Annotated in this window: 17 protein-coding genes; 7 read left to right on the forward strand and 10 right to left on the reverse strand. The window is 40.9% G+C overall.

Annotated elements, in window-relative coordinates:
• The first annotated feature begins 16 nt into the window (after positions 1 to 16).
• Together GO009_RS05435 and GO009_RS05440 are read left to right on the forward strand one after the other, a co-directional pair.
• Positions 17 to 745 (forward strand): pirin family protein, encoded by a 729-nt coding sequence (locus GO009_RS05435; RefSeq protein ID WP_163625205.1) that lies wholly within the window; start codon positions 17 to 19, stop codon positions 743 to 745.
• Between the two features lie 140 nt (positions 746 to 885).
• Positions 886 to 1,383: a hypothetical protein gene (locus GO009_RS05440; protein ID WP_163625206.1), complete on the forward strand. Its 498-nt coding sequence runs from the start codon at positions 886 to 888 to the stop codon at positions 1,381 to 1,383.
• A 2-nt stretch (positions 1,384 to 1,385) separates the two neighbouring features.
• On the opposite strand, the gene gldC is transcribed toward GO009_RS05440, so the two are convergent.
• Together gldC and gldB are read right to left on the reverse strand one after the other, a co-directional pair.
• The gene (gene gldC, locus GO009_RS05445; RefSeq protein WP_014033322.1) at positions 1,386 to 1,721 is read right to left on the reverse strand and encodes a gliding motility protein GldC; all 336 of its coding nucleotides are present in this window, start codon (positions 1,719 to 1,721) and stop codon (positions 1,386 to 1,388) included.
• Entirely contained in the window at positions 1,722 to 2,711 is a 990-nt protein-coding gene (gldB, locus tag GO009_RS05450) for a gliding motility lipoprotein GldB (protein ID WP_239057393.1), read from the reverse strand.
• 66 nt (positions 2,712 to 2,777) lie between these two features.
• Between gldB and nadE the strand changes: the two genes are divergently transcribed.
• On the forward strand, positions 2,778 to 3,566 hold the full coding sequence (nadE, locus tag GO009_RS05455; protein WP_163625208.1) for an NAD(+) synthase: 789 nt from the start codon (positions 2,778 to 2,780) through the stop codon (positions 3,564 to 3,566).
• Positions 3,567 to 3,725: 159 nt separating this feature from the next.
• On the forward strand, positions 3,726 to 4,355 hold the full coding sequence (locus tag GO009_RS05460) for a response regulator transcription factor (protein WP_163625209.1): 630 nt from the start codon (positions 3,726 to 3,728) through the stop codon (positions 4,353 to 4,355).
• 67 nt (positions 4,356 to 4,422) lie between these two features.
• Here the strand turns inward: GO009_RS05460 and dnaG are convergent, their stop codons facing one another.
• Entirely contained in the window at positions 4,423 to 6,396 is a 1,974-nt protein-coding gene (gene dnaG / locus GO009_RS05465; protein WP_163625210.1) for a DNA primase, read from the reverse strand.
• Between the two features lie 219 nt (positions 6,397 to 6,615).
• Between dnaG and GO009_RS05470 the strand changes: the two genes are divergently transcribed.
• Positions 6,616 to 8,439, forward strand: coding sequence for a Xaa-Pro dipeptidyl-peptidase (locus GO009_RS05470; protein ID WP_163625211.1), 1,824 nt, complete (start codon positions 6,616 to 6,618; stop codon positions 8,437 to 8,439).
• Between the two features lie 314 nt (positions 8,440 to 8,753).
• A complete protein-coding gene (locus GO009_RS05475; protein ID WP_163625212.1) occupies positions 8,754 to 9,062 on the forward strand; it encodes a phosphoribosylpyrophosphate synthetase in 309 nt (102 codons plus the stop codon).
• Here the strand turns inward: GO009_RS05475 and GO009_RS05480 are convergent, their stop codons facing one another.
• A complete protein-coding gene (locus tag GO009_RS05480; RefSeq protein WP_239057394.1) occupies positions 9,063 to 9,692 on the reverse strand; it encodes a 2OG-Fe(II) oxygenase in 630 nt (209 codons plus the stop codon).
• A gap of 338 nt (positions 9,693 to 10,030) precedes the next feature.
• On the opposite strand from GO009_RS05480, the gene GO009_RS05485 reads away from it, so the two are divergent.
• Positions 10,031 to 10,273 (forward strand): zinc-ribbon domain-containing protein, encoded by a 243-nt coding sequence (locus tag GO009_RS05485; RefSeq protein WP_163625213.1) that lies wholly within the window; start codon positions 10,031 to 10,033, stop codon positions 10,271 to 10,273.
• Positions 10,274 to 10,323: 50 nt separating this feature from the next.
• On the opposite strand, the gene GO009_RS05490 is transcribed toward GO009_RS05485, so the two are convergent.
• From GO009_RS05490 to queA, 6 genes are all read right to left on the reverse strand, one after another.
• Entirely contained in the window at positions 10,324 to 11,394 is a 1,071-nt protein-coding gene (locus GO009_RS05490) for a hypothetical protein (RefSeq protein WP_163625214.1), read from the reverse strand.
• A gap of 85 nt (positions 11,395 to 11,479) precedes the next feature.
• Positions 11,480 to 12,205, reverse strand: coding sequence for a hypothetical protein (locus GO009_RS05495; RefSeq protein WP_163625215.1), 726 nt, complete (start codon positions 12,203 to 12,205; stop codon positions 11,480 to 11,482).
• Positions 12,206 to 12,210: 5 nt separating this feature from the next.
• Positions 12,211 to 12,786 (reverse strand): RNA polymerase sigma factor, encoded by a 576-nt coding sequence (locus GO009_RS05500; RefSeq protein ID WP_163625216.1) that lies wholly within the window; start codon positions 12,784 to 12,786, stop codon positions 12,211 to 12,213.
• Between the two features lie 109 nt (positions 12,787 to 12,895).
• Positions 12,896 to 13,870: a polyprenyl synthetase family protein gene (locus GO009_RS05505; protein ID WP_163625217.1), complete on the reverse strand. Its 975-nt coding sequence runs from the start codon at positions 13,868 to 13,870 to the stop codon at positions 12,896 to 12,898.
• A gap of 217 nt (positions 13,871 to 14,087) precedes the next feature.
• The gene (rlmN, locus tag GO009_RS05510) at positions 14,088 to 15,128 is read right to left on the reverse strand and encodes a 23S rRNA (adenine(2503)-C(2))-methyltransferase RlmN (RefSeq protein WP_163625218.1); all 1,041 of its coding nucleotides are present in this window, start codon (positions 15,126 to 15,128) and stop codon (positions 14,088 to 14,090) included.
• A gap of 74 nt (positions 15,129 to 15,202) precedes the next feature.
• Positions 15,203 to 16,252, reverse strand: coding sequence for a tRNA preQ1(34) S-adenosylmethionine ribosyltransferase-isomerase QueA (gene queA, locus GO009_RS05515; RefSeq protein WP_163625219.1), 1,050 nt, complete (start codon positions 16,250 to 16,252; stop codon positions 15,203 to 15,205).
• Positions 16,253 to 16,316 lie beyond the last annotated feature (64 nt).

Here is a 16,316-nt window from a genome sequence, read left to right on the forward strand (position 1 = left end):
ATAAAAGATTGATACTATGAAATCTGTATTGCACAAAGCAACAACTCGCGGCCATGCTGATCACGGCTGGCTAAACTCTCATCATACTTTTAGTTTTGCGGGCTACAACGACCCTGAGCGTATGCATTTTGGCGTTTTACGTGTCCTTAATGATGATCAGGTAGCGCCAGGCAGGGGTTTTGGAACACATCCGCACGATAATATGGAAATTATCTCCATTCCTTTGGAAGGCGATTTGGAACACAAGGACAGCATGGGCAACACCACCACAATAAAGGAAGGTGATGTCCAGGTGATGAGTGCCGGTACTGGCATTCAGCATAGTGAGTACAACAAAAACACCGACCAAGAGGTTAAGTTTTTACAGATATGGGTTTTCCCGAACAAAAGAAACGTGGAACCCAGGTACGACCAGATTTCGATAAGGGATATTGAAAAGAAAAATGCCTTTTACCAAGTACTTTCCCCAAACCCTGATGATAAAGGTGTATGGGTTCATCAAGATGCTTGGTTCCACTTGGGAAAATTTGAAGCAGGCGCTACAGACACCTATCAAATAAATAAGGAAGGAAACGGGGTATATGCCTTTGTATTGGACGGCGAAGTTGAGATCAATGGGCAAAAATTGGAAAAAAGGGATGGATTTGGTCTTTGGGAAACCGATTCCTTTGACTTTAAATCAAATACCGACAGTAGGGTATTGCTCATGGAAGTTCCGATGAGTCTGGACAAAATTGGACGGTAGTTTTTCTATAACAAATAAAAAGCCCCGAATAGCGTCTAACTTTTTGGGGGCACTTCATATCGGGGCTTTTATATTTTATGAAGCGATGAAGGCCATTTGGATAAAATTGGTATTTTAGGCTCGTAAACACTTTTGCATCCGTGAAAAATACAAGCAACAATTATTCCCCATCTGGATTCATCAAGACCATGGCGTTTTTACATTTGGGAATTTCGGTTACCCCGGTAATTTTGGGCACTCTTTTCTATTTCAACAATAACGATTCAAAAGTTGATGTTTCCAATACCGGTGATATTTTTATGGCCATAGTACCCATTATTGCCTTGGCAAGTATTTTTTTCGGAAACCGAATCTTCAGGAAAACAATTCAGTCCATACCTAAAAATGCTTCGTTAAAAGACAAACTGAACAAATTTCAAACTGCCTCGATCATTAAGTACGCATTATTGGAAGGTGGCTCACTTTTTAGCATCGTGATTTTTGCCAACACACAAAACTTGGTCTATCTGATTATTGGCGCATTCCTAATATTTTTTCTATTCCTGCAATACCCTACAAAACAAACAATTGAGAATGCTTTGGAACTACGCGGAGAGGATAAGACAAAATTTAATCGTGCAAACACCCCCTTGGATTAGATTTATTTTTTCAATTCCAGCTTTTCTGCAAAATAATCACAGAAATCCTTCATGGTAGCCGTCATTTTTTCATCTTGGGTGGCCTTGAAAAAGGTATCGGCCATGGTTACCAAGGTTTGATGGAAAAATACCTTCATTTCGTCCACTGGCATATCCTTGGTCCAAAGGTCGATTTTTAAGGATTCCTGATTTTTGCTATCCCACACGGACAGCATCATGGCCTTGGCCTCTTCCTCATTAATCCCACCATCTTGTGCCGACCATTTCAATTCCTCGGGCACTCGGTTCTCATCCAATCCAACTGTCAAGGTTATCTCCGAAGTATGTTCTACTGCCATTTATTTTTTTGGTTTGTAATTCGATTCTTTTAAAATTTCATCCGCTGGCAAATGCAACATTTGCTTTAAGTCTGTGTCTGTTTTCTCCATAAAGGCCCTTACAATTTGCCATCCCATATATCGTCCCAAGCGTGGGGGCGATTCATTGTCCAGCTCCAACCCAAATTTAGTGAAGGGGGCCGGGTCCAAGAATTTTCTATCCAATCCCGTATCGGTACTATACAGCAGTTCGCGCTCCACAAAATACTTCCACATTTGTTCTTCATTGGCTTTTGCCCATTCCATTTCCTCTTCAGAATATCCAATTTTTTGGGCATCGGTGGCCAAGGGTATCAATTTATCTTTTAGGTAAAGCTCTTTACCATAATATACCATACGGGAAAGCAGGGTCCGGTTTCTTGGGTAAGCCAGTACTTTTTTGGAGAAAGCACTGGCCACATCGGAGGTTAAGAACTTTTTGTCCAAAGACGCTGCAATATACCTTTGAATCCCCTCATAAAAATGATGATCCACCCCCAAATAGTTATCAAGACCGATCAACAAAAGGGAATCTGCCAAAATAACCCGACTATCGTATCTAACATCCGAAGTAAGTGTTACCACATGGGGTGTTTCGGTTTCCGGAAAATAATATTCAATATGTTTAAAAAGTGATTCCAAATCTTTGGATTCCTGTTCAAAATTGCCAAAAGCCTTGGCAACTACTTCCGAAAGCTCAACTTGAAGGGTGTCCGTTAGTTTGACCACCCAAACGCTATCCGGAAACTGTTCCGGGAACAAATAAGGGTACTCAGCCTTTAATTTGGGAATATCGTTCGCAGTTGCCTTGGCAAATTCTTGATCAAACCTTGAAATCTGTAAATCAATGGATACCTTATCTATTTCCTCCGCTGTCTTATCCGTTTCCCCACATGATGAAAAAAGTAATATCATCACCAAAACAAAACTTCTAAATACCGGAATCGTAAAGTATTTTAACAACCACTTCATTTTTAAGGGCACAGGGTTTAAATTTACAGGGCACAAAGGTAATTTATTGAATCTAAATAGTAAGATATGCAAACAGAAAAGGTTATAACCCATATTGTTGATTGGCTAAAAGAGTATGCCGAAAACGCAAAATGCAAAGGTTTTGTAATTGGAGTCTCTGGCGGAATTGATTCTGCAGTAACCTCAACACTCTGCGCCAAAACAGGATTGGACCTTTTATGTTTGGAAATGCCAATTCACCAAGGCGAAAACCAAGTAACCCGTGCGGACAGGCATATAGATTGGTTAATTGAAAACTTCCCCAATGTTTCCCGTCAACCCGTTGACCTGACACCTGTATTCGATACGTTGGTAGATGCCTTTCCCAAGGTGGACAACGAGGAAGACCGATTCATGTCCCTAGCGAATACCCGTGCAAGACTTCGTATGACTACACTCTACTATTTTGCAGCCCTCGAAGGGTATTTAGTTGCCGGTACCGGAAACAAAGTGGAAGATTTCGGCGTCGGTTTCTACACTAAATATGGTGATGGCGGTGTTGACCTTAGCCCAATTGCCGACTTGGTCAAAACAGAGGTTTACGAACTTGGAAGGGTGCTCGGTGTAAACCAAGATATTATGGAAGCTGCACCAACCGATGGGCTTTGGGGCGATAGCCGAACAGATGAAGACCAAATCGGGGCCTCTTACCCAGAACTGGAATGGGCCATGCAAATGGATGACCAAGGTAAAACAGCCAATGATTTTTCAGGTAGGGAAAAAAAAGTGTTTACCATCTACAAAAACTACAATACTGCCAACAAACATAAGATGATTCCCATTCCTATCTGTGAGATTCCCAGTGAGTTAAAATAACTGTTCATCTGGAAAATCCCAGTTTAAAACGAAAAAAACCATAGAAAAACTGTGGTTTTAAGAAAAAAATTACAACTTTACACTATTAAATTCTTATCTTGCCCGCTATGCATTGTAAGTATTTAGCCACTAACCATTTATTAAATTAAACCTAAAAAAATGATAAAAGTATTGATAGCTGACAACCATCCTATTGTTAGGCTTGGTATTAGACAGGTACTTGAATCAAGTTCAGATATTGAAGTTATAGCTGATGTTTCAACTACCAAAGAGCTTTTTAATACATTGAAAACCATAACCCCCGATGTAGTTATTTTAGAGATGGACATTCCAGAAATCAATGGAATTGCTACCCTTAGAAAAATTAAAGTGGACTTTCCGGACATTAAGACTTTAATGTACAGTGGGCAGTCAGAAGATGTATATGCGCTCAGCACCATTCGCGCCGGTGCATTTGGCTACCTATCCAAAACCGCCGATTTGGAATACATTATTTCCGCAGTGAAAAAGGTGAGCGAAGGCAACATGTTCATTACCAATGAACTCGCCCAACGCCTTGCTTTTGATGAAGGGACACAAAAACCACGCAGATTCTTTAGAAAACTCTCTTCCAGAGAGGTCGAGGTACTTAAACTATTGGCCAGTGGAAAAAGGAACAAAGAAGTTGCCGAAGGATTAAACTTGAACGAAAAAACAGTAAGTACATACAAAGCCCGGTTGATGAAGAAGTTGAACGTGGATAATTTGGTGGACTTGCTACAACAGGCAAAAGCCCTGGAACTCTATTAGGAATACCCAACCAAACCAACTATTGTGGAAACCCCTTTCAATTAAAATTGGAAGGGGTTTTATATTTTTAGGAAAGTACGCGGTTCAATTTCGCGTTCAACAATTTATTAAGCTGGAGATAATTCATTATTTCTTCCAAAACTTCCGTATTATCGCCTTGGCTATCTTGAGTTCGCTCCTTAAGTTTTTCTATACGATTTTTTATCAAATTGCAGCGAAGAGTAAGAATGGTCTCGCCCACCAATTGAGCAACGCCTATCTGCTTCTCTTTTGGATAGATGTCCCGTCGTTCCCAATCATGTAAAACATATTGTTCCTCTTCCATTAAAATGGAGGACACTTGTGAGACGGTTTCTTGGTCCAGATCGGATAAAAAAGTACTTATCGAAAAATCAGCATCTTCATTAAGTTTTTCAATCAATTTGTAGTAAATCGTTTTGAATTGCTCGTTGGATAGTTCAATTTCATCATCCTGAAGATCCAAATATACCTTTTCATACACTTTCGCCTCCACAACCTCGGGCTCCAGCACCAATTCGCCCTCTTCATTTTCTTTGAGCACCAAATCCTCGAATTCCTGTTTTTGGTCTCCATATAGCAAAAGAACTTCGATGATCTTACGCTCCAACTCATACTGAACATCCACCTTTTCCACCACGGCATCGTTCTTGACAACTTCGAAGGCCTTTTGCTCTTTCTTTACTTTTTTAGAGGCTTCCGTCTGATGTTTTTTATCAATCTGAGCCAAGGTATTGTAGAGTACATCTTCAGAAATTTGCATAATCTTTGCACATTCCTGAACATATATTTCCTGACGGATACGATCGGGAATCTTACTGATGCTATTTACGATATCCCTAACCGTATCAGCTCTTTTTATAGGGTCATTGGCTGCCTCTTTTGCCAACAAAGAGGTTTTGAACTGGATAAAGTCTTTGGAATTCTCTTGAAGATAAAGCACTACATCCTCGTACGTATTGTTTTTGGCAAAACTATCCGGGTCCTCACCTTCTGGAAAGGTACAGACCTTCACATTCATACCTTGCTCCAAAATTAGGTCGATACCACGGAGCGATGCACGCAATCCCGCCGCATCCCCATCGAACAGGACCGTAATATTTTTGGTGAGCCTATTGATCAAACGAATCTGCTCGGAGGTCAATGCCGTTCCACTGGATGACACCACATTTTCCACTCCCCGCTGGTACATTTGAATAACATCGGTATAACCTTCCACCAAAAGACAATTGTTCTCTTTGGCAATGGCCTGCTTGGCATAATAGATACCATAAAGCACCTTGCTCTTATGGTAGATCTCGCTTTCGGGCGAGTTTAAATATTTGGCCGCCTTTTTGTCGTTGGTCAATATTCGTCCACCAAATCCAAGTACCCGCCCACTCATGGAATGTATGGGAAACATAACCCTTCCCTTAAATCTATCGAACGTTCGATTTTCGCCTCCACCTTTCTCCTTAACAATGGTAAGACCGGTTTTCTCCAAAAACTCCAATTTGTAACCTTTGCCCAATGCCTCTTTGGTAAAGGCCTCCCACTCATCCAAACTATACCCCAGTCCAAACTTCTTTATCGTCTCATCGGTGAAGCCGCGTTCTTTAAAATAAGTCAGTCCAATGGCTTTGCCGGGTTCACTGTTCCATAGTGTTTCGGTAAAAAACTTTTGTGCATACTCGGAGACCAAATACATGCTTTCCCGCTCATTGGCCTGCTCCTTTTGCTCATCTGTCTGTTCGGTTTCCTCTACCTCAATGTTATACTTTTTTGCCAAGTATTTAATGGCCTCAGGATAGGTAAAGTGCTCATGTTCCATTAAAAAAGCCACCACATTGCCCCCTTTTCCGCTACTAAAATCCTTCCAGATTTGCTTAACGGGCGAAACCATAAAGCTAGGAGTGCGTTCATCCGTAAAAGGGCTCAGCCCCTTAAAGTTGGACCCTGACTTCTTCAATTGTACAAAATCGCCGATTACCTCCTCCAGCCGGGCGGTTTCATATACTTGGTCTATGGTAGTTTTTGAAATCAAGGCGTTCTTTTAAAATAGCTGTTAAAGATAATAAACCACTACTGATTTAAAATCCATAGTTTTTGATAAAGTACAATTTCTTGCCACTCACTCCTTACCTTTAATTGGATAATAAAAACAAAGTTTAGGTGAATCGGAAATTCAAATCCCTATTTAAGATTTATTATCTTAGAAGCACATTCCACAATAACAGGGAATATTTTTTAAAACAAGGATTGTATGATGAAAAGAGCATCACGTAAAATTTGGATACTGAGCATATTTTTAATGGCCTTTATACTGGTCGCCCAAGGTCAAATAGCAAAAAAAGCATCTCCTATTTTTGAAAATGGAGAGGCCCAAGTAGTAGAAGCTTTTTCCGACCCAAGTACATGGATACGTCATGATCTTTGGGTAGAAACCACTTTTGATTCGGATGGTGACGGTAAACTAGATCGTATGCATGTGGATGTGACACGCCCGGAACAAACGGACTCCAAAAACCTGAAACTTCCTGTTATTTACGAATCCAGCCCGTACTATGCAGGAACCGCTGGTTTGGATAAAGGAATTTTTTGGGATGTGAAGCACGAACTCGGTGAATCTGGGGAACCTCGTAAACACCCGAACGTAACACGTATAGGAGAGCGTCCCATAATTTCGAATTCTCAAGTAAGGACTTGGGTACCAAGAGGCTATATTGTGGTCCACTCCTCTTCTCCGGGCACCGGGCTTTCCGATGGTGCCCCGACCGTTGGTGGCGACAACGAATCCCTAGCTCCAAAAGCAGTGATAGATTGGCTCAATGGAAGAGCAAAAGGCTATACCGAACGTAATGGTGATAAAGAAGTAAAGGCCTATTGGTCCACGGGAAAAGTGGGCATGACGGGAACTTCTTACAACGGTACCATCCCCCTAGCTGCGGCCACAACCGGGGTTGAAGGTCTGGAAGCCATTATCCCCATTGCGCCCAATACTTCGTATTATCATTATTACCGCTCCAATGGATTGGTACGTTCTCCCGGTGGCTATTTAGGTGAGGACATTGATGTGCTATACGATTTTATCCATAGTGGTGATGAGTCCAAAAGAGCAAGAAACAACAAAGTGATACGCGATACCGAAATGAAAAACGGACAGGACCGTGTTACAGGAGATTACAACGATTTTTGGGCCGAACGGGATTACCTCAACGATATGAAACCCATGAAAGCAGCGCTTTTGATGGCACATGGATTCAACGACTGGAACGTAATGCCGGAGCATAGCTATCGAATCTATAAGAAAGCTAAAGAAATGGGATTGCCCGTACAGATTTATTACCACCAAAACGGACACGGTGGGCCACCTCCAATTTCCATGATGAACCGGTGGTTCACACGTTACCTATATGGCATTGAAAATGGTGTGGAAAAAGAGCCCAAGGCATGGATCGTTCGCGAAAATGATAAAAAAGATAACCCGACACCTTACAAGGATTATCCCAATCCAGAGGCTAAGGACATACAATTGTTCTTGACCAAAGGAGCCCCTGAAAAAGGACAGCTGACCACCAACAAACCCAAAAATCAAGGAACTGAAACCTTGGTTGACAATTACTCCTTTTCTGGATCCAGTTTGGCACAAGCAGAAACCACAAAGCATAGATTGCTGTATGTCACCGAACCTTTAACAGCGGATGTACACATTTCCGGAGTGCCTAAAATCAAGATTAAATTGGCCAGCAACAAACCCGCTGCCAATTTATCTGTCTGGTTGGTATCCTTGCCTTGGAACGATGGCTTCAACACCAAAATTACGGACAACATTATTACACGTGGATGGGCCGACCCTCAAAACCATAGTTCATTAACAGAGAGCAAGCCTTTGATTCCCAATAAATTTTACGAAATGGAATTTGAATTGATGCCTGATGACCAAATCATTCCCAAAGGCCAACAAATTGGATTGATGATTTTTTCAAGTGATAAAGAGTTCACACTTTGGCCCGAACCGGGAACAGAGCTCTCAGTGGATTTGGATGGTACTGAACTTACATTGCCTGTAGTGGGAGGTAAATTATGATTCAAAATCGGGTATAATTGACCAAAATTATGTAGCTTATAAAAACTGATATGTGTGTTTAGGTAGAATAACATTCACCCTAAAGACATAAAAATTTTGATAATTTATGGCACAATAGAATACCAGACCCAAAAAATATTGAGGTTTATGGAAATTTTTCTTCAAACAGAAAACCATCAAATGGTTTTTGCAAATAGTGTTGAAGACTCTCCATCTACGAAGAATTTTGAGATTGTATTTATTGATAGCTCAGCCATATCAGCAAATACAATATGGTAAAAAGGAATAAAAAGTTTAAAACATAATCTACACACATGGACAAACATAGTTTCGACACGCTTTCCGAGGCGGTAAACACATTGACCCAAGAGGGTTACAAAGAAGATTTTGAAGCAATGGAAAATTGTATTAAAGCATTATATTCCAAAAAGGAATACCAACCTGACGATTTGAAAATCATCGATTCCTACCGTTTTGAAGGCATAACGAATCCAGGAGATCAATCCACTGTATTTACCATTGAGGCCAACGACGGCACAAAAGGGACCATGGTAATGTCCTATAGTGCTTCGTCGGGGCAAAATGATGAACTTATTAAACAGATTCCGTACAAAAAAGATTGATTATACTGATAGTTTTCCTACTGATGAAGGTTGATATAACAACCAACCAGTTAGGCTAAACCTATTTTTATGGGCTTTTAATACAGCATGGGGCACCTCTGCACTTTTAAATAGCACACAACGGGCAGCCAAGGGCTCTACCAAGAAACTTGTTCCGTCTTTTTCAAAAATTTCCAATTCGCCACCATCGCCAGGTTTCCAATCATCATTTAAATAAATGATCATGGAAATCATACGGTTGTTCCTGTTCTCGAACTGATCTAAATGTTTATCATAATGGCCGCCCGATGGATAATGGGCCAAGTGGAATTCATATCCCGATAAACTGAGATAGCAATACCGGTTAAAGATATGCATGGTCTCATCCAATAGATTCCAATACGTTTGCAATTGGGCATCTCTTTCCCTGTCCAACCAGTACGTAAAATCTCCACGTATTCTGGCATCAATTTGATTATCGGAATGGGCACCTATACCCGCTTCCTTGAAATTGGGGAGCTTACCAAGAAAAAAAGATTTGATCTCGGCATACAATTCGTCCTTCAAAAAATGGTTGATAATCACATAATCCTTACTGGAGATGTCATCCATCCAGGACAACCAATCCTCCAAGTCGTGGTAGGCGTTCAATGTTTCATAAATGTGGGCGAATGTAGAAAATATTTAAAAACGAAAATCATTTTTCTTCATTCATACAGGAAAGCTATAACTTTGATGCCAATAATTTTAACCTGTTGTGCATTTTTCTATTTTACCTTTACTATTATTGGCTATGGCCATAATATGTTAAAATAGCATAGGTTTTCGTCACCCTGAATTTATTTCAGGGTCTCATTTTATGAGTATTGGATGAAAATATGTGATGGGATGCTGAAACCTGCCTTTGCCGGCAGGCAGGCGAGTTCAGCATGACGCATTTTCCAATAGATAGTTGCTCCAAAATGCACAACAAGCAATTTTAGTTTTAAATGATACTTTTTTTCGGAACAAGACCAGGCAAAAAGGAAACCAAAGCGCTTCCAAACGTTAGCTGTCCTTATTGTCACCAAACCGGGACATTGACAGCGGTGGCGCAGCCCAACTATGCACATCTGTTCTGGATTCCTCTCTTTACCATCAACAATGTGAGATACGCGGAATGTTCGCATTGCAGAAAAGTGTACTACAAAGAGGAGTTTACCCCAGAAATGGAAAGGGCGTTATCCAAATAAAAAAACGGCCAGAAAAATCCTGACCGCATTTCTTGAAGGTTCAAAAATGGTTAAATATCGAACCGAAGGCCTAATGATATGTTGTTCTGCTTTACATCCGCATCTTTAAAAATGGGATTTAGGTCATATTTTAAATAAAGTAGTACCCCATCAAACCCCATATATCCACTCACACCATAAATTAGGTCACTGCTGTTGTAATCCCTTTTAAGTTTGTCCTTTACATTTTCACCATCTCTATTATATTTTAATTTTTGACGGGTTCCCAAGCTAAAGCCACCATAACCCCCAAAACCTAACCTAAACTGATTACGTATGGAGTAACGCATAGTTCGTTCTGTTTTCTTTAGGCGAGATGGACCTACCTCAAAATGTACTGGAAATACAAGATTGTCCATTCTAAATTTAGATTTATCCAAATCGTATTCAAACTCTTCCAAAACAGTTTGGTCACCCTCTTGTACAAAGATTCGATTCCCATCTGGCTTTAAACCATTAAACTGAAATGAAAATCCGTAATTAAAACGTAACCAATTGGAATTTTTAAAAACTCTGGTCCGCCATTGCCAACCCATTTCAAAAAAACGGCTTCCCCCAATTTTATAGGGCGAGTCATTCAACGATTGCCCCTCGATCAACGCATTGTTCAGACCAATGGCCATTACAAAATCGGAATAGGTGCGTCTGTCATATTTTATTTCTTTTTTCCATCTTTTGGAATTAAAGGTAACGGCAGGCTTACCATCAATAAGCAGTCCTATACGCACTCTGTCTCCCTCTAGGGTATCCAACTCGGTCAACATGAGCACCTCGCCCTCATTGCGTTCCAACCAAGCAATCTTGTTCTCGATAATGGCAACTCGGTTCTCAATATTTAAAGCTCGCCGTTTGGCAGCTTCCTCTTTTAAGGTTTTGGCCTCGCTTTCAGAAATATCGCCATCCTCCAATCGTTGATTGATATCCTTAACCTCGAACTTAAGGGCTTCTTTCTCCTGTTCTATGATACGCTGCTTTTCAACTTTCAACGCCTCAATTTTCTTTTGATAGTCCTCCTGCCCAAAAGCTATATGGGAAACTAAGAACAAGAATAACACTGCTGAATAAAATGTAATTGTCTTCATGATTGTTTTGGATTATAAACCTCCCTCCTTCCCGCCCGTTTTGGACAGGAAGTTGTAGAAGGCTTGTTTTGATTGATGAATAATTTTATTGATTTCGGTCTGCCACCGCGGTACGTAGTTTTAGGTAACCTGATTTTAACGCATCAAAGATTTGGTCCCGGAACGATTCGTCCAGCTCATCCTCCACCTCGGCCAGCAGGGACATGGCATCCACAGAACCACTTTCGGAAAATAACTTATCGGTCAAAATCTGTCGCTGTGCCGCCCTTAAAAGTGAATCCACTTCCGCATCGGAAACATCTCGCTGTGCGGTTTCCATAAGCTCTACTTGTGCCACTACTTCCCCTACCTTTTGCGCAATTAATTTATTTGAGTTTATTATAACCTCGTCTTGCAATGGCTGTTTTACTTCCTGTTCGGCAACTGCTGCTTTGGAAATCGACTCTTTTGGACTGAATTCCTCCGTTTTTTCTGGTGTAACCGATTCAAGCCCTGTCTCCACAACCTCGGTTTGTTCCTCCTGTACAAATTCTTTGACAACTTTATGCTCTGGTTCGATTTCTTTGGCCGTTTTGGTATCGGTTTCCACTACCTGTATTTGTTCCGCCTCAGGATTATCCTTGGCAAAAAAGAAGATTGATACGAATACAATGCCCACAACACTTGCAGCAATGGCGTACGGGAACCAAGTATTCTTTTTTCTTGGTGATGGCTCCTTAACTTGCAAAGCGATTTTGTCCCAAGCATTCGCTGACGGGGCAATGGTTCGTTCCTTCAACTTCTCCTTGATATGTTTTTCCAACTTATCCATACCCGCTACTTTTTACTCGCCGATTTTGATTTAGGCGACATTCCGTTTAAACTTAAATTCTCTTGAAGCATCTTTCTGGCTTTGAACAATTGCGATTTTGAAGTTCCTTCGGATATTTCCAACAGCTCTGCAATCTCCTTGTGTCCGTAACCTTCTATGGCGTAAAGCAAAAACACTGCTTTGTAGCCTTCTGGCAATTCATCAATAAGGTATTGCACATATTCCACATCCAAGAGATCATCATTTCCAGATGAAACCTCTCCGTTCACTTCCAGAGCATCATCATCATAAACCACAAATTGCCTTTTACGCAAATACGAAATACTTTCTCGTACCATTATCGTTCTGATCCAACCTTCTAAACTCCCTTTATGTTGATAGGAACCTAAATGCTTAAATACCTTGACAAAACCATTGATCATCACATCCTCCGCAAAATGAAGGTCTTTGATGTATTGCCTACACACCCCCAACATTTTGGGCGAAAACTTATCGTACAGCAACTTTTGAGCCTGTTGGTCTCCTTTGATTGATTTTTTGATCAATTGTTTTTCGTTGCTATGTAACGCGATGATCTTCAAAGTTTGGTTTATAAAAGTGCTTCTATTTTAATAGACGGGATAAATTCATGAAGGGTTGCCTGAAAATAAAAATTTTCAGTATTTGTTTGATTTTCAAGTTTTTAAATTTTTATTTTTTTCGGTCCACCACGTAATTGACCATAAGTGTGAGGGCACTTTTGTACTCGGAATCGGGATAATTGTCCAAAATGGCCAAAGCTTCATCCTTAAACTCCAACATTTTGACCACGGCATAATCCAGTCCACCCCTCTCTTTGACGTACTCGATTACTTCCTTAACCCTTTTTTTGTCCTTGTTGTGCTTTTTGATGGAGTTGATCAACCACTTCTTCTTATCCTTATCGCTATTGTTCAAGGCATAAATCAAGGGAAGCGTCATTTTCTGTTCTTTGATATCGATTCCCGTAGGTTTTCCGATTTTCTCTGCACCATAGTCAAAAAGGTCATCTTTGATTTGAAAGGCCATTCCGCAAAGCTCACCGAACTTCCTAAAGGTTTCCACTTCATCAGAATCGGGTCGAACAGAACAAGCTCCCATACTGCAGCAAGCCGCAATCAAAGTTGCTGTTTTCTGTCGGATGATGTCGTAGTAAACATCTTCTGTAATATCCAACAATCGTGCTTTTTCAATTTGAAGCAATTCCCCTTCGCTCATATCCCTAACCGCATTGGAAATAATATGGAGCAAATCGTAATTCTTATTTTCCAAAGAGACCAAAAGTCCTTTGGAGAAAAGAAAATCACCTACCAAAACAGCAATTTTGTTCTTCCACAATGCATTGATGGAGAAAAACCCTCTACGTTTGTTACTATCGTCCACCACATCGTCGTGCACCAAGCTAGCGGTATGGATCAATTCGATAATGGATGCTCCGGTGTAGGTACGCTCGTTGACCTCGCCATTCAACAATTTGGCGGTCAAAAACACGAACATGGGGCGCATCTGTTTGCCCTTTCTATTTACTATGTAGTAGGTAATCCTATTGAACAGTGCTACCTTGGAAGACATGGATTTGAGGAATTTTTCCTCAAAAAGCTGCATCTCGGTTTCAATGGGTTCCCTTATCTGCGAAACGATTTTCAACGTAACAGGTGTGGTGTTTGGTTTTGAATGCCTAAAAGTAGGGAAAATGAAAGAGTTGTAGGAATGAAATCGAAGTTTTAAGATACAGTCCTTACAGTATTGGTGGTTTACAGGGTTTGTTGATGCTTGAACTTGAACTTAACTAACCAAGAGTTCTCGACTGCTCCTTCGACTGCGCTCAGGATGACAGCTCGAACTGACTTCCGACTTCTTAAACCTAGCTTTTATTCGCGAGTTGCCCACAAGCGGCATCAATATCTTTACCGCGGGACCTGCGTACTGTTACCGTGATGTCATTTCGTTCCAATGTGTTTTGGTACATTTCTACCGCTTTGCTGGATGCTTGCTGAAATTCACCATCATCAATAGGATTATATTCTATAATATTGACTTTGGAAGGTGCAAATTTGCAAAACTTTACCAAGGCATCCACGGCCTCTTGGGTATCGTTTATTCCTTTCCAAACCACATATTCGTAAGTAATCCTGTTCTTGGTCTTACTGTACCAATATTCCAACGCCTTCCTTAAATCTTTTAATGGAAATGTGGCATTGAAGGGCATTATAGACGTACGTACTTCATCAATAGCGGAGTGCAAGGAAACCGCCAAACCAAACTTCACCTCTTCGTCTGCCATTTTCTTAATGATCTTGGGCACCCCCGAGGTAGAAACCACAATTCGCTTGGGAGACATGCCCAATCCTTCGGGAGAGGTTATCTTATCGATGGCCTTGAGTACATTGTTGTAGTTCATCAAAGGCTCTCCCATACCCATAAAAACAATATTGCTCAAGGGTCGGTCAAAATACAAACGGCTTTCATTGTCAATGGCCACCACTTGATCATAAATCTCATCGGGATTTAGGTTTCGCATACGCTTTAATCGAGCGGTGGCGCAAAACCTACAGTCCAAACTACAGCCAACCTGACTGGAAACACAGGCGGTGGTACGGGTTTCTGTTGGAATCAAAACGGATTCGACGATCAATCCATCATGCAAGCGAACGGCATTCTTAATGGTACCATCCGAACTACGTTGCATTTGGTCCACCCGAATATGGTTGATGACAAAGTTATCTTCCAACATTTTTCGGGTTTCCTTGGAAATATTGGTCATGGCATCAAAATCGTGGGCAGATTTCTGCCATAACCATTCATATACCTGGTTGCCACGAAACGCCTTATCACCCTGATCCACAAAAAACTGTCGGAGCTGTTCCTTTGTCAATGCTCGTATGTCCTTTTTTTTGATTTCCACCACTTAAAGATAAACAAGAAAAAATCCCGCTGGCCATAAAGCGAACGGGATTTCTCTTTTATGAAATTTTGTTTTTATAAAATCAACATGGCATCCCCGTAGGAATAAAAGCGGTAGCCTTCCAAAATGGCCTGCTTGTACGCTTTTTTGATCAGGTCGTGACCTGCGAATGCAGAAACCATCATCAATAATGTTGATTTGGGCAGGTGAAAGTTCGTGATCATACAGTTTGCTATGCTGAATTCGTATGGAGGAAAGATGAACTTGTTGGTCCATCCCTCGAACGTATTTAAGGTATGCTCGGATGATACTGCACTTTCCAATCCACGCATAACCGTTGTACCTACGGCACAAACTTTTCTTTTGTTTGCCTTTGCGTTGTTTACGATTTCGGTTGCTTTTTCATCAATCACCAATTCTTCACTGTCCATTTTGTGTTTGGACAAATCTTCTACCTCAACGGGGTTAAAGGTTCCCAAACCGACATGCAAGGTGACTTCGGCAAAATCAATTCCTTTGATTTCCAAACGCTTCAACAAGTGCTTGGAAAAGTGCAATCCTGCTGTTGGGGCGGCCACGGCACCTTCATGCTTTGCGTAAATGGTTTGGTAACGCTCCTCATCATCGGGCGTAACCTCTCTTTTTATATATTTAGGAAGTGGAGTCTCTCCCAATTCCCTAAGTTTTCTTCTAAAATCGGTGTACGAACCATCGTAAAGAAAACGCAATGTTCTTCCTCTGGAAGTGGTATTGTCAATTACCTCTGCCACCAAGCTCTCGTCTTCTCCAAAATAAAGTTTGTTCCCGATACGTATTTTTCTTGCTGGATCTACCAATACGTCCCAAAGGCGTTGCTCTTGGTTTAGCTCGCGCAACAAGAAAACTTCGATTCTGGCCCCGGTTTTTTCCTTGTTTCCAAAAAGTCTAGCAGGAAATACCTTGGTATTGTTCAAGACCATTACATCGTCTTCATCAAAATAATCAACTAGATCTTTGAACATTTTATGTTCAATTTTTCCTGTATCCCTATGAACCACCATTAGTTTGGATTCGTCCCTGTGTTCCGCGGGATATTCTGCCAATAGTTCCTTAGGCAATTCAAAATTGAAGTTTGATAATTTCATGTGGACTTTTTTTCGATTTTTTAAAGACGGCAAATATACAACCTCACAATAGCGGATGTCAAGT

Source organism: Allomuricauda sp. TY007 (genome assembly GCF_010468565.1).
Classification (GTDB): Bacteria; Bacteroidota; Bacteroidia; order Flavobacteriales; family Flavobacteriaceae; genus Flagellimonas.